This is a genomic window from Thalassoroseus sp., from assembly GCF_984380535.1.
On sequence record NZ_CFHRBF010000001.1, the window covers coordinates 273,175 to 294,057 of the forward strand.

The 20,883-nt window shown below is 54.2% G+C and carries 23 protein-coding genes; 7 read left to right on the forward strand and 16 right to left on the reverse strand.

All coding sequences use genetic code 11. The features are described 5' to 3' along the window. The first annotated feature begins 190 nt into the window (after positions 1-190). Entirely contained in the window at positions 191-1,132 is a 942-nt protein-coding gene (locus AC5DDB_RS00975; RefSeq protein WP_491737793.1) for a DUF1559 domain-containing protein, read from the forward strand. A gap of 81 nt (positions 1,133-1,213) precedes the next feature. Beyond that, entirely contained in the window at positions 1,214-1,684 is a 471-nt protein-coding gene (locus AC5DDB_RS00980) for a carboxypeptidase-like regulatory domain-containing protein (RefSeq protein ID WP_491737794.1), read from the forward strand. Positions 1,685-1,717: 33 nt separating this feature from the next. On the opposite strand, the gene AC5DDB_RS00985 is transcribed toward AC5DDB_RS00980, so the two are convergent. Then, positions 1,718-2,680: a metallophosphoesterase gene (locus AC5DDB_RS00985; protein ID WP_491737795.1), complete on the reverse strand. Its 963-nt coding sequence runs from the start codon at positions 2,678-2,680 to the stop codon at positions 1,718-1,720. Between the two features lie 21 nt (positions 2,681-2,701). After that, a complete protein-coding gene (locus tag AC5DDB_RS00990) occupies positions 2,702-3,328 on the reverse strand; it encodes a class I SAM-dependent methyltransferase (protein WP_491737796.1) in 627 nt (208 codons plus the stop codon). Between the two features lie 128 nt (positions 3,329-3,456). Here AC5DDB_RS00990 and AC5DDB_RS00995 point away from each other — a divergent pair, with 128 nt between their 5' ends. Next, positions 3,457-4,434 (forward strand): acetyl-CoA carboxylase carboxyltransferase subunit alpha, encoded by a 978-nt coding sequence (locus AC5DDB_RS00995; protein ID WP_491737797.1) that lies wholly within the window; start codon positions 3,457-3,459, stop codon positions 4,432-4,434. Between the two features lie 13 nt (positions 4,435-4,447). Here AC5DDB_RS00995 and AC5DDB_RS01000 read toward each other — a convergent pair whose 3' ends face one another. The 4 genes from AC5DDB_RS01000 to AC5DDB_RS01015 form a co-directional block, all read right to left on the reverse strand. Further along, positions 4,448-5,446 carry a YdcF family protein gene (locus tag AC5DDB_RS01000; protein WP_491737798.1) on the reverse strand — a complete coding sequence of 333 codons (999 nt, stop codon included), beginning with the start codon at positions 5,444-5,446 and terminating at the stop codon, positions 4,448-4,450. Between the two features lie 148 nt (positions 5,447-5,594). After that, on the reverse strand, positions 5,595-5,969 hold the full coding sequence (locus AC5DDB_RS01005; protein ID WP_491737799.1) for an amidohydrolase: 375 nt from the start codon (positions 5,967-5,969) through the stop codon (positions 5,595-5,597). Then, on the reverse strand, positions 5,970-6,506 hold the full coding sequence (locus tag AC5DDB_RS01010; protein WP_491737800.1) for an adenine phosphoribosyltransferase: 537 nt from the start codon (positions 6,504-6,506) through the stop codon (positions 5,970-5,972). An 8-nt stretch (positions 6,507-6,514) separates the two neighbouring features. Continuing rightward, entirely contained in the window at positions 6,515-8,092 is a 1,578-nt protein-coding gene (locus tag AC5DDB_RS01015; RefSeq protein WP_491737801.1) for a serine/threonine protein kinase, read from the reverse strand. Positions 8,093-8,405: 313 nt separating this feature from the next. On the opposite strand from AC5DDB_RS01015, the gene AC5DDB_RS01020 reads away from it, so the two are divergent. Further along, positions 8,406-8,816: a sirohydrochlorin chelatase gene (locus tag AC5DDB_RS01020; RefSeq protein ID WP_491737802.1), complete on the forward strand. Its 411-nt coding sequence runs from the start codon at positions 8,406-8,408 to the stop codon at positions 8,814-8,816. Between the two features lie 370 nt (positions 8,817-9,186). Here AC5DDB_RS01020 and AC5DDB_RS01025 read toward each other — a convergent pair whose 3' ends face one another. The 7 genes from AC5DDB_RS01025 to AC5DDB_RS01055 form a co-directional block, all read right to left on the reverse strand. Continuing rightward, positions 9,187-9,954, reverse strand: a complete 768-nt coding sequence (locus tag AC5DDB_RS01025; RefSeq protein WP_491737803.1) for a phosphorylase family protein — start codon at positions 9,952-9,954, stop codon at positions 9,187-9,189. 21 nt (positions 9,955-9,975) lie between these two features. After that, on the reverse strand, positions 9,976-10,362 hold the full coding sequence (gene acpS, locus AC5DDB_RS01030) for a holo-ACP synthase (RefSeq protein WP_491737804.1): 387 nt from the start codon (positions 10,360-10,362) through the stop codon (positions 9,976-9,978). Then, positions 10,359-10,961 (reverse strand): hypothetical protein, encoded by a 603-nt coding sequence (locus tag AC5DDB_RS01035; protein WP_491737805.1) that lies wholly within the window; start codon positions 10,959-10,961, stop codon positions 10,359-10,361. The genes acpS and AC5DDB_RS01035 overlap by 4 nt, the downstream gene beginning before the upstream one ends. Then, on the reverse strand, positions 10,958-11,938 hold the full coding sequence (gene trpS / locus AC5DDB_RS01040; RefSeq protein WP_491737806.1) for a tryptophan--tRNA ligase: 981 nt from the start codon (positions 11,936-11,938) through the stop codon (positions 10,958-10,960). The genes AC5DDB_RS01035 and trpS overlap by 4 nt, the downstream gene beginning before the upstream one ends. Before the next feature lie 155 nt (positions 11,939-12,093). Further along, positions 12,094-13,062, reverse strand: a complete 969-nt coding sequence (locus tag AC5DDB_RS01045) for a dihydroorotate dehydrogenase (RefSeq protein ID WP_491737807.1) — start codon at positions 13,060-13,062, stop codon at positions 12,094-12,096. Positions 13,063-13,308: 246 nt separating this feature from the next. Further along, on the reverse strand, positions 13,309-13,530 hold the full coding sequence (locus AC5DDB_RS01050; protein WP_491737808.1) for a hypothetical protein: 222 nt from the start codon (positions 13,528-13,530) through the stop codon (positions 13,309-13,311). 126 nt (positions 13,531-13,656) lie between these two features. Continuing rightward, entirely contained in the window at positions 13,657-14,088 is a 432-nt protein-coding gene (locus AC5DDB_RS01055) for an HU family DNA-binding protein (protein WP_491738055.1), read from the reverse strand. Between the two features lie 683 nt (positions 14,089-14,771). On the opposite strand from AC5DDB_RS01055, the gene AC5DDB_RS01060 reads away from it, so the two are divergent. After that, positions 14,772-15,254, forward strand: coding sequence for a division/cell wall cluster transcriptional repressor MraZ (locus tag AC5DDB_RS01060; RefSeq protein ID WP_491737809.1), 483 nt, complete (start codon positions 14,772-14,774; stop codon positions 15,252-15,254). A gap of 239 nt (positions 15,255-15,493) precedes the next feature. Here the strand turns inward: AC5DDB_RS01060 and AC5DDB_RS01065 are convergent, their stop codons facing one another. From AC5DDB_RS01065 to AC5DDB_RS01075, 3 genes are all read right to left on the reverse strand, one after another. Beyond that, entirely contained in the window at positions 15,494-16,729 is a 1,236-nt protein-coding gene (locus AC5DDB_RS01065; RefSeq protein WP_491737810.1) for a hypothetical protein, read from the reverse strand. Further along, positions 16,704-17,216 (reverse strand): hypothetical protein, encoded by a 513-nt coding sequence (locus AC5DDB_RS01070; protein ID WP_491737811.1) that lies wholly within the window; start codon positions 17,214-17,216, stop codon positions 16,704-16,706. Before AC5DDB_RS01070 ends, AC5DDB_RS01065 begins: the two co-directional genes overlap by 26 nt. 205 nt (positions 17,217-17,421) lie before the next feature. Next, on the reverse strand, positions 17,422-18,084 hold the full coding sequence (locus tag AC5DDB_RS01075) for an RNA polymerase sigma factor (RefSeq protein WP_491737812.1): 663 nt from the start codon (positions 18,082-18,084) through the stop codon (positions 17,422-17,424). A gap of 227 nt (positions 18,085-18,311) precedes the next feature. Here AC5DDB_RS01075 and AC5DDB_RS01080 point away from each other — a divergent pair, with 227 nt between their 5' ends. Together AC5DDB_RS01080 and AC5DDB_RS01085 are read left to right on the forward strand one after the other, a co-directional pair. Continuing rightward, positions 18,312-18,818, forward strand: a complete 507-nt coding sequence (locus AC5DDB_RS01080) for a gamma-glutamylcyclotransferase family protein (protein WP_491737813.1) — start codon at positions 18,312-18,314, stop codon at positions 18,816-18,818. Between the two features lie 311 nt (positions 18,819-19,129). After that, complete coding sequence (locus tag AC5DDB_RS01085) at positions 19,130-20,809, forward strand: hypothetical protein (protein WP_491737814.1); 1,680 nt, start codon at positions 19,130-19,132, stop codon at positions 20,807-20,809. Positions 20,810-20,883 lie beyond the last annotated feature (74 nt).

The following is a 20,883-nucleotide window of genomic DNA, read 5'->3' on the forward strand; positions in this document are numbered from 1 at the left end:
TTGTTCTGAGAAATTTGATTCTGCATCAAGCATTCATGATCAACTCATGAAAAACTCACATTCGTAGCCATACTCGCGTCAGAGATGTTCCTTCCTGACTCATACACGCCCTGTGAGACGAAACGGGGTTGTGCGTTACAAAGTTTGCCCTCCTCTTTGTGACATATTCATCTTTTCTCTGAGGCTACCGATGCGAATTGACAATCAAAGGTACCGTTCCGGTTTCACCCTGATCGAGTTGCTCGTCGTGATCGCAATTATTGCGATCCTGATCGCGCTGCTTTTGCCAGCAGTGCAACAGGCGCGTGAGGCCGCACGCCGAACCCAATGCCGCAACAATTTGAAGAACCTGGGACTAGGACTTCACAATTACCACGATCGCGTTCAGAAATTCCCGTTTGGTTGGGATCAACGCGGCTCTGGTTGGACCACAATGATCTTACCGGAAATCGAGCAAGGCAATCTCTACGATACTCTCATTTTTCAAGAGAGCGGCCCTGGGAATTGGGGAGATGACGGCAGCCCGAATGAAGCCGCAGCAGGAACTTTGATTCCGGTATTTCGTTGCCCCACCATGCCGGTTGCCGAGCATGTCGACAACCAAGGGATCCCCGGGCGAGTTCCTGTCAGTTACCGTGGAAACTCTGGCTCATTGTCGACATCCGACGACACCAGCACGACTGTCTCCGGCACGATTTCGCTCGAAAACTTGGGGCAGAATGGAATTTTTTATGCGTGTAGTGCCGTCAGGTTTGCGGACATCAAAGACGGAACGTCCAACACGTTTCTGATCGGAGAATCAATGACCGACCCGGAATTTGTCAAAGATGGTCAGGCCATGGATTTCTGGGCGATCGGCTCACCACAAGCTGATCCGTGTCGCTGCGATGGTGGAACCGGCGGCACGGAGTTCACAGAGTATGCCGGGAGCACGTACTTTCCCATGAACCTCCAAGTGCGTGATCCTGCGGCTGACGGAAAGCACATGGAGATCTCCTTCGGAAGTTATCACGCGGGCGGTGCATTTTTCCTGCTCTGTGATGGATCGGTGAGGTTTGTCGCCGAATCCATCGATATGACAGCCTACCAGGCACTTTCGACCCGGAAAGGCCGAGAAGTTATTGAACAATAAGAGCAGCGAATCGTCCGATGTTGCTGACTTCCCGGCCCCTCAGAATCTGACTCGAAACCCGCTTGTTAATTGAGGCTTCCAGTGATTGATCATAAAAAACGACACGCAACGACTCGGCTCGTTTTTGCTTTTCTACTATTGCCTGCTTGCTTTGGATGTGATGGCCGGCCCAAAGCCGATTATAGCAAACTCGACTTGGCCGAAGTCAGCGGCACCATCACGTTGGACGGCAAACCACTGCCGAATGCTCGCGTCAAATTCGAGAACGAAGGCGGTGGCTATTCCTATGGTCTTACGGATTCATCCGGCACCTACCATCTGATGTTCAACACCGAAAAATCCGGCATCCAACCAGGTCCCAAAACCGTGCGGATTTTTACCGTCGGTGGTGGTCCTGAGTTTAGCCAAGACTCGGGAGAAGCGGTCGAAGAAGACCCCGATGCCAAGACTGACCAGGAAATCGTCCCTGACAGGTACAATACCAATTCGGAACTGGAAGAAACTGTCGAAAGTGGCAGTCAGACGATCGACTTCCAACTGACTTCGAAATGATTCTTGCACGGTTGTCGTCGGGTTCTTTGCCGATCACGATTTCGCGGGAACCCAGACGAACTTGTCTTCGGAGAGTTCGTTCTCGCCGTCCCAACGATAGCCGCACAGAAAGCCATCTTTGGCCACGCTCCAATCGAGACACGCGATGTTCGGGGCCAATAGCTCCGGACACTCGCCTCGGAGCCAATAGTGTCCACAGAACATCGGTGGCTCGCTCACTGGATACGGGCGGATGTGTGCGTACTCGGTGATCAAATCGTCCGGGTATTCCTGGTTCGGTGGCAACGCATAGGTTTGGAATGTTTCGCCGTCCGGCAAGCGGTACCACTGAGCCCGAACCGCTGACCGTGCGTGACCGTCTTTATCGACGTGTCGCGATCCCGGTGGTAGTCGAATCTCTTTGCCTTTGAGAATCTCCTCGACGGCTTTGAACAACAGTGTGCCCGGCCGACCGGCTTGGTAGAAGAATTCGTCGGTCCATAGCGGTTGATCGCCGATGACTGTGGATTCCTCGATGAGTTGGATCTGTTCCCAATCCCAACATGCATGAGCCGCCCGAAAGCCGTCAAGTTCCAACCACATGGGCAGCGTGCGGAACCACTCCAAGGCATCGCGGAGTTCATCAGAACACGACTCTGGAGTGGCTCCGAACTGCTCCATAGTCGCTGAGAGTTGATGAGTCTTGACCGAGGTATGCGGACGGACCCACGCATCGGGCTCCGAGGATGATTCCCGATCAGGCCACTTTAGAAAATATGCTAAAGCATTGAACTCATGGTTTCCCATCAACGCGATTGCGGTATCTGCTTCGACCATAGCCCGGACAATCTTCAGGGTTCGGGCAATTTCGGGACCGCGATCGATGTAATCTCCAAGAAACACTACCCGTCGTTTCGGATGACGATAAACCCCATCGAATTCCGCATAACCTAACTTTTCGAGCAAGCGAACCAACGCGTCCGCATGTCCGTGGATATCTCCGATCAAATCGTACACGAAACTCCAATACCTTTCCGATTAATTGTCTTCCGCCCAAGTGCTCGACTGTGAATTTCGTCGCATCAGACAGGACCACGCCAACGGTCCTTCGACACCACCGGCATCTTCGAGGTGAATCTCTCGCAAGAATTCGATCTCGAACCACGGAGCCCAGTCCGCTCGGATTTCGTCGGCCGATAAACGGGGCGGACCGCCGGAACCTGCAGCGTTCGCATTGCCGGTAATTAATAGCATTTGCGTGCCTTCACGACAGGCCGACAACACGGCTTTCTGAAATCCCGGCAAATCGATCTTGCGAACACAGTGGTAACAGCCGCGATCGAAAATGAAATCCATTGGGGTTTCACGAAACGAAATCGCCGTTATGTCATCGCAACGCCAATCGACGACGACTCCGGCAGCCTGTGCTTTTTCCTTCGCCACAGCCAACGCAGTTGGAGACAGATCGACTGCGGTCACCGAAAATCCCCGCTCGGCCAATGCGACCGCGTTCGTGCCGGTGCCACATCCCAGTTCCAAAGCCGATCCGATTCTGATTGACTCCTCGTCGAGCACACGCAACAACTCCCGCGACGGCAACCCCGAGTCCCAGGGCATGTCTCCATCACGGTAACGTTTGTCCCAGTCACGCGGTTGTTCACTCATTTGTAGGTCTTGATTCCATCGGGAAGAGGGAGGCAATGTTTTCAATCGGTCGGGTGACTGCTATTCTATCCGGACCGAATTTTGAGAACAGCGATAGGGTTCCCCGAACCACAAGAAATCGATTGACTATGGCTCCCATCAACATCCTGCCTTTCGAGCGTCCGATTTACGAATTGGAACAGCAACTCGAAATCCTCGAAAACCAACCCGACCCCACTCCCGGTACCAAAGACGCCATTCGCAACATGCGTGTCGAAATCGCGCGAATGAAGCGGGAGATTTTCGAGAACCTCGACCCGGCGCAGGTCTGTTTAGTCTCTCGACACGGAAGTCGTCCACAGACCCTGGATTATCTGGAATTGGTCTTTGACGAGTTCGTTGAGCTTCACGGCGACAAAGCCTTCGGTGACGACCGTGCGATCATCACCGGCTTTGCGAAACTCGATGATCATAAAGTGCTCCTCGTCGGTCAGCAGAAGGGTCGCACGCTGAAGGAACGAAATGAGTGCTACTACGGCTGTGCTCATCCGGAAGGGTATCGAAAAGCCCTTGGTAAAATGCAGTTGGCAGCGAAATTTAAAATTCCGATTATTTGCCTGATCGACACACCTGGTGCCTATCCCGGTGTGGATGCGGAAGAACGTGGCATCTCGTACAGTATCGCATTGAATCTGCGGGAAATGTCGATGCTCAACACGCCGATCGTGTGCGTGGTTATCGGCGAAGGCGGTTCTGGTGGCGCATTAGGAATCGGGATTGGAGATCACGTTGCGGTCCTGCAGTTCGCGTATTACTCCGTGATCAGCCCCGAAGGATGTGCCGGCATTCTTTGGAAGGGCGTGGAACACAAAGATAAAGCCGCCAAAGCGTTGAAATTTACCGCCCCGGACTTGGCTCAACTGGGTGTGATCGACGAAGTCATTTCAGAACCATTGGGCGGTGCCCATCGGGATCACCGGGCGATGGCGACAATGCTTCGTGGTTCCCTCAACGCCGCCCTGAAGGAACTGCACGCAATCCCGAAAGACGAACTCCTTAACCGTCGCTACGAAAAGTTTCGTCGCTTTGGCGTCTTTGACGAAGGTGGCGATCCATCTGCCGCATAGTCGACAGAGACGCTCATCCCAAAGGCCGAAGATACCACCACCACAACGCGGCGACTTCATGCACAACGAGTCGCCAACGTCTGGTCGTTTGGTCTCGGTGATTCACCGGGACCGACTGGACAACGAAACCGGCTTGTTGCAATCGCAACTTCGTGCGTGGCAAAAGATAGTTGTCACCGACAATCGCCAACCGCTTCAGGTGCTGATCATTGGCCCATTGGATCGTCGTTTCGACGGATTCTGCCAACGTGTTGCAATCGAAGACCTGTGTCTTTGGCTGAATGGAATTCTGGGTCGGATCAGTCGAACTGGGCTGTCGACATAACACGATTTTGGTCGTCGTTTCCGGTGCCAAAAATTGAACGGCCGATTCGACGCGATCGTTCAGTTCGGTATCTGTCAGACTTTGATAGTCGTCTCGGAAGCCGAAGACGATCACAGCTTCCGCCGTCTCGGTTGACGGACAAGCTCCCACACATTGCATTTGGGCCAATGGAAATCCGGCCAGACACACGCAAACAGCGACTGCAGCGACAAATCCGTCACGCCAGGGATGTTCCACGCCCCGTCGACCGGCAAGCAATCCGACCAGCACAGTGGCAATGTAAGCCGCCATCTGCAGCGAAAGCGGGAACAGAATTCGGTTCGATGGACCAGCCAGAGCCCCGAACTGGTAGTGTTGAAACGTTCGCTGCAGGGCCAACGCGAACACTGCCAGCAATCCGCAGATCGTGAGCAAACGCAAAGGCAATGGGAAGCGTGGAGCAACCGCGAAACCGGTCAACAGGATCGCAGCTAACGCCAGAGCGCCACGTGCCATCGGTCGAGCGACCGACACCCCATCGATCCACCACAATGTCGCAACCGGTCCGACTTGACGAAGATCACCGAGTAAGTTCAACCATGCCAGCGTGCCCAGAAACAATGCCACTCCCCGTGAGACAGCCAACCAGCCGGGAGCCGGTGCTGTCGGGTCTTCTGGCGTTTCAATTGGGCAAACTGTGGATTCCATTCCGCGTGACCGTTCCGGTCCGGTGAATTCAAAAGACAAGCTGACACATCAATCCATGACGGCCTCAGCCTTAATCTCTAATCATAGTTCAATACCGGACAAGCCGCGAGACCAGATTTTTCACCGGCACACAAGCTTCTTCGAACGGTTACGAGTGTCGAGCCAGAAGCGATTCTAGTTCGCTCACACCGGCGTCGAAGGAAATGACGGCTTGTTGAAAGTTCGTATGCAACGAAGCTTGTGGGGCGTCGATCTTGAATTGCTCCGCCGCCGCCCTTAGTTTCCCGATCTTTTTCCGCAACATGTGGAGGTAGGCTGCCGGGTCGTCGATGCGTGTTTCTAACGCACGTGCCGTGTCGAAGATCGACCGAGCAGTCATCATCAACTCCGGGAAATCTTCGACTTCGTCACTGTGCTTGACGAACGTTCGGACCATCCACAGATGAGCCATGACTTGCTCACAGCGTTTGACTGTGGCCTGCTTGTCGTCATCGTCCGTCGACGCCACGTCCCCGGGCATCATTTACTCCTCTGCCGAGTATTGAACAAGCGAATAGACATCATGGGGTTCCAACCGTTGCCGACCGTTAAGAAACGGAAGTTCAATCACAAACGCCGCCCCGACGATATTCGCCCCGAGTTTCTCTGTGATCCGCATACAGGCTTCCATCGTGCCACCGGTGGCGAGCAGATCGTCTAGCATAAGTACGTGATCGTCGGCATTCAGAGCGTCGGCATGCATTTCGAGTGTGTCGAAACCGTATTCCAATTGGTATTGAAAGGAATGGGTCTCAAACGGCAACTTGCCCGGCTTACGAACAGGGATGAAACGGGCATTCAATCGCAGAGCCAACGGAGCGGCAAAGATAAACCCCCGAGCTTCAGCTGCGATAATCGCCGTGACACCTTGGTTCTGATAACGATCCGCGAACTGATCAATCGTTTTTTGGAATGCGGAAGGTGAGGCCAACAGCGTCGTGATATCGCGGAATCGAATCCCCGGTTTCGGGAAATCCGCAATGGTACGAATACTAGATTTCAGATCGAGAGGGTCGGTCATGGGTCGGTCTATTCGGCGGAAGGAGCTGACTCAGAATCAGCGAGTCGACTGCGAACGTCTTCAATCAATGTGAACGCACGCGGATCAGACTCGTACAACAGGACGATACTGTTCCAGATTTCCCGCGCTTCCGCAAGGCGTCCCTCGTCGACCAGGATTTCGGCATTTGCCAGCGATTGTTCGATCAACGCTGGCGGAAACCCACCGGTCGAAAGTTCGCTGAGAGCTTCGTCGATTTTTGCCTGAACACTCGGCAAAACTTCATCGCGCAACTTCGCCAGTTTCTCATCCTCAGTTGCCCCAATCAAGGTCCGCAACGCGGAGAGTTTCTGTTGGGCCAATCGCAACTTACCATCTCTGAGGTCTTGCACAACTTCCCGGACGAAGAAATCGACATCGGTCGGAGAACTTGTGTTGAGCCATGCATTGAGACGAGTAATCGCCTGTCGAGGAACTGAAGTGTCGTTCGTCGTTGGGACCGCAGGCGGGACATCAATCACGGGAGTCGTGCCGACTTCTTGTGGTTTGTCACGAAACCACCAAAAACCACCCGCGATGACTAGCACTAACAGAGTCGTCAGCACCCAAATGTTATCGAAAAACCGCTCGATCGGGGATTTTTGATTGAGTTTGTCTAATTCCCGGCGAACAAGATCCCGCACCAACGTGCCCTCGACAACCTGCTCGTGCGGTGCTTGCGTTGGCGCTGCTCCCACTGCCGAGGTGTTTGCCATGGGAGCGTCGCGAGTCTCGTCTGATTGACTGAGTTCCACCTTTTTGAGCACTTCCTGCAGTCGACGCGAAAGCACATAAGCATCCGGTGGACGATCATCGGGCGATTTGCTGAGCAATCCGCACACAATGTCGTCGAGCCAATGCGGAAGGTTTTCGACATAGCGGGCCGGGCGGTCAAACTGCCCGAACTTGTGTTTCTGGATGACTTCCAAAGCCGTCTTGCCGGTGTACGGCGGACGTCCCGTGAGCATCGTATACATCACGGCACCCAGCGAGTACAAATCGCTCGAATTGGTGACTCGTTTCCCTTGAGCCTGTTCGGGAGACATATACTCAGCCGTCCCGATGATGCCATCCGTCGCTGTAAGCTTCCCCGCCGCGAACAATTTGGCGATCCCAAAGTCCGTCAATTTAACTTGGCCATCATCGGCAAGGAGTAAGTTCGACGGCTTGATATCGCGGTGAATAATTCCAGCGTCGTGCGCAGCTTTCAAACCTGAGCAAACTTGAATCGCAATATCGACGACTTCTTCCCAAGGAAACTTTTTGACCTTTCGCAATCGCTGCGTGACAGTTTCACCCTCAACGTATTCCATCGCGTAGTAATACGTGTCGTTGGCTGCACCGCTGTCGATTAGCCGCACGACATGCGGATTCGTGAGCTGGGCTAACGAGTGAATTTCCTGATGAAACCGCTGCACAAAACCCGATTCGCGGGCGAGAGTCGGTGACAGAGTTTTTAACGCAACTTGTTCGCCGGTGTCTTCATGATGAGCGAGATAGACGGTCCCCATGCCACCGCTGCCGATCTTATGATCGATGAGGTACGGTCCAATTTGTTCAATGTCCATGACGCCTCAATTACCCGCCGACAATGTGTTCTCGCAATCCATCATTCCAATGATCCTCTCCTTGCCGCATGAATGTCACAAATTCCTGAATGCCCTCTGTCCGTGCATGGCCTAGCGACTAAGATCCGTTAACGTGGTCGATTCCTCAGAATTGTGGTGTCCGTTGGGCGGCCCGAAAACCCATGTCATTTCACACGTGCCACTTGGACACAGTCGATCGAAATCCGATACGATCGTGTGGCATAACTATTATGCGGTCGTTATGAACCGGTCACAACTGTTCAACAGCCTTCCGAAGTGAGAAACTGATTTCATGTCGGTTCAACAACAATCCATCGCGATTTTGCTGATTGCCCACGGGAGTCGGCGGCCAGAGGCCAATGCCGATCTTGTCGAACTGGCCGCTCAGGTGCGGAAGCGATGCGAGTTTGCTGTCGTCGAAGTCGCGTACCTCGAACTGACCACACCGACAATCCCTGACGGAATTGCCGCAAGTGTGCAACCGGGAATCACGTGCGTGCGACTACTGCCGTATTTTCTCTCAGCGGGCGTGCACGTCATCGAAGACTTGGAACAACATCGCCAGGATGCAGAAACAAAGTTCCCGAACGTGAAATTCGAACTGTGTCCACCGCTGGGTTTGCATCCGAAAATTGTCGATGTGGTGCTCGATCGCTCGGAAGAACGCTTACAACGAACGGCGGCTAAGTCGGAAGAATCATGAGCAGAATGATCGAAAGACAGGCCAGGATTGCCACGAGGATGCTCGAAAGACATCCCGATTCAGGCCCACTGACGGTACCAAAAGCCTTTTCGGTCTCTTGCAGCGTTTGTTCGTCGTTCGGATAACCGCAGTCGCAAACTCCAATATTGGCAAAACGAAGTTGCCCGCACGCATGACAGCGTCCACAGGAGTAACAAAACGCGATTCCGCAGGTCTCGCACTTCCAATCTCGACGCAGCGTTTTGGTATCGATCCGAGGTCGGCCGCATGCCGGGCAGTGACCACATCCGGGGCAAGCTGGATGCCCCCATGGATGGAACCGCGTTGCAGGCACCGCATCCAATCAATTCCATTGGCTTCCGGTCGTCACTTATGAATTCGCAGCGGCGTGGAGTTGTACAAGGATGCCATCGAGGAATGTCGCCAAACGACCGGCTGCGTTAGTGGCTTGTTGACGCAACCGCCACATGTCTTTGGCACTGCTAGGGCGTTTCCACAGCGATGAAACGGCCGCTCCCACCCGCACGGAACCACTTGAACCGAGTATGCTGAGCACTTCCGGGGGCAAGTCGGTCGAGAGGTCGTCACTGATCACACGAACGGCGAGGAATCTCGTGTTCATTTCCTGGCAGACCTGTGCGACTGCGAGTGATTCCATATCGACTGCAATCGCATTATGTTTTTCAGCGAGTTCTTTTTTTTCCTCGATCGTGCGAACCATCTCATCAGCCGTGAGCAACCGACCCACGTGCAAACCGTTCTTCGGGTCAGCGGACATGCCGAGATCGAGCTTCATCGATTGCCCATGCGTGTCGACAATGCTGTTCGCCAGCACGATATCGCCGACACGCATTCCATCTCGCAGCGCTCCCGAAAAACCGCAGGAGATTACCCATGGCGGAGTGTGAGCTTCAAGCATTGCCCGTGTCGCACGCCGTGCATTCGCGAAACCCATTCCCGCTTGCACGACGGCAATCCGGATATCGTCATACCGTCCGCCGCGAAACGTGAATTTGCCGCCGGTGTATTTGCGGACGCGACTGCAACGATCGAGCAGGGGATTGACCTCGATCGCCAATGCACACACCAAACCGATGTCGGCGTGAGCGGCATCTGCGGTTGATTGCGGTTCATTCATGATATGTTCCGTGGGTCGCGTTCAATCGTTGCGAATGGCGATCGCCGTTGCCGTCGCGTGAGATCGGCAATGCGAGATCGTAATCAGAAAATCATCAATCCCCAAAGTCTGAGCATAATCCCAAGCTCCGCCGCGAACTCGCAACTTGGGTGCCCCCGATGGCAGCGAAACGACCTCGACGTTTTGCCAACTCACGCCCTGACTGACGCCCGTGCCGAGTGTCTTCATCACCGCTTCTTTCGCAGCCCAGCGACCGGCGAAATTGGGATACGAATCCCGTCGACGTTGGCAGTACTTGATTTCCTCGTCGGTGTAGATCTTCCGCAAGAACAGTTCGCCGTGCCGTTCGATCATCCGACCGATCCGCACGATTTCAACGATGTCCGTCCCCAATCCGATGATCGTCATGCGGGCGTCTCCGTTGAATGCAAAGACCGAACCGTCATCAACGATACGCTCCCCGACGCAACACCAGCAAGCAGAATTTCGAGCGTCCAGAACGCGATTGCAATTTGTTTCGTAGATGGTTTCTCGGAAGTGTAAAAAGCAGCCAATCGCGTTTGCAGATAGACCCCAAACGGCAGAATTCTTTCCAAGGCGGCTTCACGTTCCTCGCGAAATTGCTCACGAAGATTTGCTGCAGGCAACGTGTTCGCAGAGAAAACGTCCGGCGTGTTATTCGAGCTTGTACGTCCTTCATTTAGGTCGCCGAGATATTCTTCGGTCTTGACTTGACGGTACATCCAATAGCGTTGCCCGGTCACACTGATGGAGGCCACAACGCCCAGGCATGCCGCGACTGCGATGATCCGACGTGACGTGTGAACGGCATAGGTGTTGGCTAGCCAAGCGACCATCGCGCCAATCAACCCGCCGAGCCAAATCGCCGTGATAATTGGCTTCTGCAATTGCACCGGCAGATGAGCCACGACGAACGAGAGTATACCCGTCAGAACAGCACAGAGTGCGTAGCACGCCCAGCGATTCCTGAGAGTCGCGTTCGTCATGACGGCCTCGCGGTTAATCCGCATGCGGACTTGGCGCGATCCAAGACTTCGCGGGCTTTGGCTCGGGCACGAACGGCACCGTCTTGCAGGATCTGTTCGACGTCGTCAGGGCGTTGTTCCAAGTCGGCTCGACGATCGCGGGCTTCCCCAAAATACTCCATGGCGGCTTCGTACAACGTTTGCTTCGCTTCACCGTAACCCATTCCGCCGGCACGGTAACGCTCGGCGAGTGCCGCCTGCTGGGTTTCATCTGCGAACAGCTTGTAGAGCGTATAGACCGAGCAGGTTTCGGGATCTTTCGGGTCCTCCATTGGGGTGGAGTCCGTCTTGATCGACATGATTTTCTTCCGCAGTTTCTTCGCAGGCATGAATAGTTCGATGATGTTCCCGTAGCTTTTAGACATCTTCTCGCCGTCCGTGCCGGGCACTTTCGCGGTGTTGTCGAGCACCTTTGCGTTCGGCAGCACAAACGTCTCGCCGTAGAGGTGATTGAACCGCTGGGCGAGATCACGGGTGACTTCAATGTGCTGCACCTGATCTAGTCCGACCGGCACAATGTCGCTGTCATACGCCAAAATGTCGGCGGCCATCAGCACGGGATACGTGAACAGCCCGGCGTCGGCGGCGATACCTTTTTCTTTCTTGTCTTTATAGGCGTGACATTTTTCGAGCAGGTGCATCTGCGTGACCGTCATCAACAGCCACGTGAGTTCGGGAATCTCTGGGACATCCGATTGTCGAAACAACGCTGCCTTCGCGGGGTCGAGACCGAGCGCCAGCAGGTCGATGGCGGCATCCTGTATAAAACCACGGAGTACCTTGGGATCACGAACCGTCGTCAGAGCGTGATAATCCGCAATGAAGTAGAACGCTTGATCGTGGTCCTGCAGGGAAATGTATTGGCGGATCGCGCCAAAATAATTCCCCCAGTGAAATCGTCCGGTGGGCTGAATTCCCGACAGGACTCTTGGACTCATGTTATGCACCGTTTCGTAATGTTCGGTCAGTTGTCAATTTGAATGGGGTGCCACTGGCTTCGCCAGTGCTTCGTGGATTGGCCGACTCCGGTTGTTTGCACTGGCAGAGTCGGTGGCACCCAAGTGTTATAGTTCTCGTTGCCGGTTGAGGTTGATCATGGCGTGACGTCAGTGACAGGTGGCGTGCCCAGCACGGCCTGCGTTGACTGAGGTTCGTTGAGTTGCAAGGTTCCGACCAGTTCCGAGACGTCTTGGATGTTTTCGTCTCGCAAGACCTGAGCCAGTTGCTCGACCAACTCTCCGGCGAGTTTCGGATTGTAGAAGTTGGCCGTCCCGATTTGAACAGCCGACGCCCCCGCAACGAGGAATTCCAGCACGTCCGTGACATTGGCAATTCCGCCCACTGCGATGATCGGAATGTCGACCGCCTGTGCAACTTGGCAAACCACTCGCAACGCCAGCGGTTTGATGGCCGGCCCACTGAGGCCGCCAAAATTGCCCCCGAGAATCGGCCGACGACGTTTCCAATCGACCGCCAATCCTTGGAACGTGTTCACCAAGGACACCGCGTCTGCACCGGCGGTTCGGACGGCTTCCGCAATGCGGGGCACACTCGTGACATTCGGAGTCAGCTTCGCGATGACGGGGAGACTACATGCCTCACGCACGGCCTGCACGACTTCGGAGGCCAACTCGGGATCGGTACCGAAATCGACACCGCCACTGACGTTTGGACAAGAGATGTTGAGTTCTAACCCACCGAGCGTGGGGAACTCATTGAGTCGTCGGGCCATCATCGCGAACTCATCGATCGTCTTAGCGGCGATGTTCGCAATGATCTTGGTTTTTAAGCCAAGTAGATAATCGAGATGCTTCGACAGGAACGTCTCGAGACCGTCGTTGTCGAGGCCAATCGAGTTGAGCAAGCCCGAGGCGGTTTCGATCGTCCGCGGGGGAGCATTCCCGGCACGCGGATGGGGCGTGATGGTTTTAGGCACCACGCCACCCAGCTGTTCGAACGGAATAAATGCCGCCATTTCTCGCGCGTAACCGAATGTACCGGACGCCACGAGAATGGGATTGGCGAGTTCAAGACGGTTCAATCGGACAATTAGATTCGACACGTCGCAAAGCACTCATTTGCAAAAGGTACGAGGAAAAACTCATCGTACAATTCGCAAAGCCGATCGGCAACGCGTTGCAGATTCCCGTGACGACTTTCATCACTCAGGCACACAAATGTGCTCTCAGGACCCTTAGCTACTCAGCCGAATACGATCCGTCGGAGTGCGGAGGGCAGTGAGTGGAGAGCCAAACAGAAGGCCAGGGGAACTCAACATTCCGGCCCTCTGCTCTTGTTGCTCTGCGGTCTAGATCACACCGCCATGCGTCCGGTAAGGCGTGAGCAAGTCAGGCATGTCGAGAAACCAGATGCGTTCCCAGATTTCCGGGATATGTCGCATACTTTCCGACTGGTTAATCAGCTGTTTCGCACGCACGTCTGGCGACGAGGAATAAAGCGGAATGAAACAACCCGCCTGGACCGTTATCATCGCCAACAACGCCACGGTGCAGAAGAATTTACGCATCATGTTCCTCCCTGAACAGGGCGTGATTCGGTCCCGTTGAACTGATCGACACCGCCGTATCACTTCCAGCGGTTCACTTCCATGTTGTCATTCGCCGGTGCCGTTCGAGGCCAACCGGATCATGTTCAGTTACGATTGCCCATGACCGGGTGATTCGTTGTAAGGGAGCGGAGACGACGGCTGAGCCGAACCATATTCTTGCGAATACGTATTCGGATTTGGCGGAGAAGATGGTTGAGTCGGTGACGCATTTTGTTGCGTCCTCGCCAACCGGTCTTCTTCTTCCATTTGCCGAACTCGTTCTTCCATTTCCTTACCCGGTTTGAAAGTCACGACGTATTTTTCCGCGACTTCCACCGGATCACCGGTTCTGGGGTTTCTGGCCTTGCGGGCCGCTCGTTTCTTGACTTCAAAGACACCAAAATTTCGCAACTCGATTCGGGACTCCCGAACGAGAGTGTCGATGATGGCATCGAAAGTTTTCTGAACGATCTCTTTGGTCTTCAACTGGGGAAGGTTGAGTTCCTCGGAGATGGCTTTGACGATCTCTTTTTTGGTCACGTTTCCGATCTCCCGGAGAATCAGTTCGGGCAAGATCACATCCTTGGGGAGTGACGTCCGTTCGTCTCAACTGTAAAGAGATGCAAGACTTAAAGTCAAGTGTCTCGAACAGTTTTGCGACTCCCGTCCGGAATGATCTTGGAACGATCTCCAAAGTATCGCGTGACCCAACACCAAGAAACCCGCGAGTTCTTCAAGAATTCGGACTTCCTCGGATCTTTGAGAACGCGTCGGCGAAGCGAACTCCGCTGACAGTTTCATTTATCGGCAGGCATCCAGCGGTGCTGAAGTCAAATCCACAAAATCATTCTAACCGTCAGAGTTTACCAACCGACGTCCGGCCGATCTTACGTCGCCTCCGCCAACTTTCTGGGTCCCGCTTGAGTCTGTGGGCAGGAATCCCACTCGTTTTCCCATGGAGTACGATGGGGCGGAAGCCCCGGGCAGAGTTTCTTGGCCGTCTGACGGAACAAATCTGTGGGATTTCCGCCCAAATCGGGAAAAACAGATTTGCCTTTCACGTGCGGCCTGGGTAAAGTACGTGTGTTGTGGGTTTTCTTCCCAATGTGGCTTCTGACCACAATACATTGTGGGACTACTGCCCAACAATGAGTTTGCTGCCACGGATCGATCGGCTGCGTTCAACAGGGGAGGTTTGAAGTCAACGACTGGCAGGATTCGTAATGCCGCCGGAAACGTTCATCACTGGCGAGGTCAAAAGGACCATTGATGATCGCTTTCGCGTTTCCCTTCCGACCGAGATGGCGACCGCCGTGACCGATGAAGAAGGGGAAACCATTATTGCCAAGGAACGCTATGGATGTCTCAGTCTGTGGCGAGCCGCCGAATGGCAGAAGCGAATGGACGACGGCGTCGGGCTGATCAAGCAACGCATCCAAGCTGGTCGAATGGAACAACGTTGGGATGAAGTTCAGCGATTAGGCCGACTTTTGTCCACACGTTCGAAGACGGTGAAGCTGGCAAATCGTTCGCGATTGCTGGTTCCTGAAGGTTTTCGAGAGTTCCTCGACGTCAATACCAACCAAGAAGTCATGATCGTCGGAGCAGTAATCTGTGTGGAAATTTGGCAACCGGCTGCATGGCTGGAAACCTTGAAACAAGACATGCCCGGCTTTGGAAACATGTTCCAAGGTTTAGCAGGGTAAGAGAACCAGACTGATAGGAAACACCGCGAATTTCGTGTTCACTCGGGTTGAGAGTTCGGCTCACTCACTCAACCCCCAAATCCGAGTTTTCGTCAAGCTCCAAGGCACCAGGGACGACTTGTGAAGACACGGATGTCGTTCACTCACCGAGTGGACACGAAAGTTTTTCATCGCAATGAAAAAAGCAGCCCTCGGAACACCGGGAGCTGCTTTTTTCGTAAGTTCACTCAGGCGACAGTTTAGCGATCTTCGCGTTCCGATCGTCGAAATCGTGGTTCCTCGCCTCGACGTTCGCCCTCACGATTGAACATCGGGCCACGTCCTGGTCCCCCCGGTCCCCGTTCTTCACGATCCGGTCCATTATTCGGACCGCGACCTTCCCGGTCGGGGCCGCCGCTAGGTCCACGTCCGCCACCACGACGGGGTGGCCAATCTCGAAACAGCCCCAAGGACCGCATGCGTTCGCGAAGCTGATCACTCTCGCGACGAAAATCGGGAGCATTCTGCTCGATATACAACTTCGTAAAGGTGAAACTCAGATTTCTCAACGCTTCTTCGCGTGATCTCTCAAACGTTTCGTCAAATTCCCGGCGATATTTTGTATCAAATTTGTCCAGGTACTTCAGCCACTCTTCATGACTTCTCGGTCGTTCGCGTTCGTTGAGAATTTCCTCATAGCCAATGTAAATCACGCTACCAGCAAGCGTCCGCGTGAAATTGCGGGAAGCATCTTCGTCATTGTCATTGAATAGGTGAGTTCCGCCGCGATACAACGAGACTTTCCGACGAAGTTCCTCGTAAATATCCATCGGGATCGGTTCTTCTCGTGCATTGGGGCGATCCGCGAAATGGTCGAGAACGGCTAACAGCACTGCAGCCCGGCGACCAGGTCGCGAAAGTTTTTTGGACGGACGAGCGTCTTCGGGAATTTGTTTTTCGAGGAAACTGATGATGCTGTCGATGTAGTCCGACGACATCCGAGATCGCGTGGGCTTAGGGCCAAATGGCTTGAAAAACTCGTTGAAGATCTCGTCGACTCGTTGACGCAGTTGTTCCTGTTCGAGACGTTGCTGTTCCTGTTCCTGGAGAATCGCCGTCACGACGGCTAACTTCCCTTCGACGGTCGTTTGCCGCACGAGTTCTTGCCGTTGCCAGGGACTCAGTTGATTCAGCCATTCTTCGAACTGACGTTTCGTCTCGAGCAAGTCTTGATTCTGATCGAGCTCCTGGTGCAGTTCGATCAGGTCGTCCTGCTTCGCAGCGGGAAACGCGAGAAACCGCGATAAGTTTTGAGTCAGTCGATTGCGGTCCGACTCGGACATTTTCTCGATGCGGTCTCGCCGGGCTTCCAACTCTTCCGACGAAATCGCAGGGCGTTCGTCATTCCGATCGGCCCCTGACAGAAAGACCACACCAAGCAGTAAAACAATCGGCCGTATCAACGACCGCTCATTCCGGTTGGGATTCCACCGCATCTTGGAAGTCCTTCATTTCCTGAAGTCGACGCAAAAACTCGGCGTCCCCGATGTCTTCGTAGGTCTCTAAGTTCTCGATTACGGGAAGATTTTGCAACATGACATCGGTTTTTGGGTCACTCATCCCCCGGACGACAAGTAGCCCGGCCAAGAAGCATGATACCGTTCCGACCACAAGCACGGTCGCAACGAGCCACTTCCGCCAGTCGGTACCCGCGGGTTGGGGAGCAGGTTTCGATTTCGGAACAATCGTTTCGAGCCGAACGGAACTCAACGTCTTTTCGGTGAAATCGCTAGAGACATCGACACGAGGCAATTCATCGAGCAAATCCCAAGTGCGGGCCAGGGCAGCGACTTCGTTTCGGGCGTCCTCGTCGATAGCCAACGTGGCTTCGAGACTACGCGTGGACGCTTCGTCCAGTTCACCGTCCAAATAGGCGACGAATTGTTCGTGGCGATCTTCGTTGAGCGGTTCGGAGGAATTCATTGAAAAGTTTTCAATGCGGAAAAAGGTGCTGTAATTCTGGAAACGAAACGGTCTGTTACGACTCGACTCACCCAAACTCGACGCTGACGATCAAAGATCGAGAACCGGAATTCTCGACGCCTGTCGGCTCTTCAACCCTCAACCAATTGTCTCGGTCTTTCAAAGTCTTTTTCGTCAACCTGGTGATCTGAATATTGACGGAAACCTAACGCATCTGTGCTTCGAGCTTGATTCGCAAGTTTTCGCGTGCGCGAGACAATAAACTCTTCACAGCCGCCGGGGTCATTTCCATCGTTTGCCCGATGTCTGCGTAACTCATCCCTTCAAATTTATGGAGGAGCACCGCCATTCGCTGACGATCGCTAAGGGTATCCAGAGCTTCCTGAACAATTCCCTGGAGTTCACGTTTCGCAAGCTGCCTGGTCGGCATTAGTCCGGATTTATCAGCAACCTGGCTATCCAAGCTGCCGGTGGAGTGATCACTGGAATTCGTGTCGTAGGAGACTTCCTTTCGTCGCCCCAATGACCGGCGGGCGTTCTTCGCCAAGTTGTTCGCGATATGAAACAACCATGTGGAGAACTTTGCCGTCGGTTTGTAACGCTCTCGGGAACGATAGACCCGCAAAAACACCTCTTGCGCCAAATCTTCGGCGGCTTCCTGACTGCGGATCATATGGGTGAAGATGCCCACCAGCCGATCTTGGTATGCCAACACCAGCTGCTCGAATGCCTGTCGATCTCCTTGCTGAGTTCGCAACATCAACTGCACGTCCGGATCGTGTAACCATCCCGTCGGTTTTTCGTCCGACGAGGGTACCCGAGCGCGCGATGTTTCATCAGTTTGAGAGGCGGCAGACGCCGAACCCATTCCGATCTCCTTGTATTTTCACTCGCTGCCAACGTAGCATCGAGTTGGGATATTGAACCCTGCCAACACAGGAAAGTTCCGCGAAACTATCCGCGGGATTTCCCATGCGTTTTCATTTTAGCCGCTTCCAGCCGGAAATTTCAGTGCGGATTCGGAAAAGGTCGCCAGATTCCAATCGCCGGCGATGACCTAACGGCTCCTCATGATTGATGCCTTCAAACAATCCAATGTCGAATCTTATTTTCTGTTACGGTTCCAACATGTGCGTCGAGCGGTTGTCGGCCCGCATTGGAGACACTGAGTTAATCGGTCTCGCCCGGCTTCCGCGATTCGTATTCCGCATGCATAAACGGGGATACGATGGGTCTGCCAAAGCTGACGCCCGCTGGACGGGAAAATCGACCGACGCTATGTGGGGAGTCGTCCGTCGTGTCCCGGGTCTTAGTAAGTCGGAACTCGATCGCTGCGAAGGTGTGGGAGTTGGTTACGACTGCACGACCGCTACTGCGGAACTCGTGGATGGCACGACCAAAACGGTTTATCTCTATACCGCACGTCCTGACTGGATCACCGTCGGATTGCCGGCTTTCTGCTGGTATCGGGAATTCATCGTCCGCGGTGCTGCTCAGCACGATCTTCCGACCGAGTATCAACAACAACTATCTCATATCCCACATATCTCGGATCCGGAACACGATCGTCGTTCGCACAACTGGGCGATTTTCAACTCATGACAGTGCGAATGTCTTGAAGCGAAGGTCCGCATCAAACCTCGGACAGCTGCGGATGTTTGTTCATCAAGAGAAATTTGTCCTGCGAAATAAACGGCAAAATCGGAAAATCTTCTCTAAATTGTCCGTCATAGTGCCGATCAAGAGAAATGGAGAATTTTCGCGCGAGAGGGCTCAAGCTCGTCCCCGAGATCGCGTTATCTACCGATTCGTCATTCCAGCATCCGTGGTTTTGTCACGTGAGATCTGGATTCAAATTGCGGGCGGTGTTTTCGAGTTTCGCCACGGAGGTCGTTATGAGAAAAGTTGGGGTTATGAGACTACTAGTTATGCTGCTCGTCACGACCATCGTCTGGCCGTTGACGGCAACTGCACAGTTCGATGGGAAACCACTCCCGAAACCGGAGCCAAACGCGAACCCGTTTGCAGCTCCGATCGCACCGCCGAAACAAGCCGCTCCCACTCCGGAGTTCGAAATTCCCCCGGCGAAAGAAATGTTGCCCACGGTCACCGAAGACGTTCGGAGCACACCGGCGGATCGTCCCGCGGGTGTTCGCATCAACGCGTTGGGTCCATCGGTTGGCCTGAACATCGCCACGCCCGGTGGAGCCACCCCGTACGTCAAAACATTCAAAAGCCAAATCCCAAGCCTGACCATTGATTGGGTAACACCTGAGTCAATCATGGTCGGTGCCGAAGACGACTTCGAACTCGTCTTGCGGAACCGAGGACTGGTCACGATTGAACAAGTCGCGATAGATCACGTGCTGCCGGTTGGATTCGTGCTTGTGAATTCACGCCCAGCACCAGCGAAGGTCGGCGACGACCAAATGTGGCTTGTCGAAAAGATCGAGCCCAACGAAGAAGTCCGCATCGCTTTGCGACTCAAACCGGTCAAAGCGGGTACCGCCGAAAGTCACGCTCGGGTGACCTATAGCACGACCGCGAACACCAAGTTCGAAGTGATCGAACCGAAGTTGACGTTGGCCGCCGACGGATCGGAAACGGTCGTCATTGGCAACCAAGCCATCATGAACGTCGTCATCGAGAACCCCGGCACCGGTCCGACCACCAACACTCTGTTGAAGGTGGCCTACTCGGAAGGTTTGCGTCCGTTGGCGAAAGGTTCGACCTACGAAATCGGGACTTTGAACCCAGGCGAGTCACGTTCGGTCCGCGTTTTGGCTGATGTGACGAAACTCGGCGAACACCTCTGCACCTTCACGGCTGTAGCCGATCATGGGCTGAAAGCTGAACAAGCTCGTAAGGTTCAAGGGATCGGTGCCGTTCTCGCGATGAAGATCGACGGCCCTGGTTTCCGCTATGTGAATCGTCCTGCGACTTTTGAAGTCAAAGTCAGCAACAAGGGAACCGCCCCGGCTGATAATGTGCACATTCGCTGTGCTGTTCCGCAATCCTTCGGATTCATGGCCGCGACCGACTTCGGCAAGTTCGATGCCGCCAGCAAGACCGTGAACTGGTTCGTCAACCAAATTCCCGCCGGCGAAGAGGTGGTCGTCAAATGCGACCTGAAGGCACTCGACCGTGGGGAATTCCCGGTGTTGGCCGCTGCAAAAGCCGAACGAGGCTTGACCTGCATGGATCGTCATGCGACGACCGTCGAAGGGATCGCCGCGATTCTGCTGGAAGTTGTCGACATCGACGACCCGGTCGAAGTTGGAGCCGAAACGGCTTACGAAATCTTGATCACCAACCAAGGTACCGACTACGCGACCAACGTGCAGATCAAACTTGATGTTCCTGAAGGCATGGAAATCACCAACTCTCGCGGTCCGACCAAGGCGACCGTGAAAGGTCAAACGGTCTTCTTCGGTGCATTGCCGAAGTTGGCACCGCGAGCCGATGCCATCTATCGTGTGAACATCAAAGGCACGCAACCTGGTGACTTCCGCGTCTCTGTGGAAGCGAAGTCCGACACCTTGCGTTCGCCAGTGATCGAGCAAGAAAGCACGAAGGTCTACAAAGACCAATAAGCGAATAAGCCGACATACGTCGGTTTGAAAGCCGCTCACAAAACAAACCCCGGGTTCGAGGAGTTCTCTCCTCG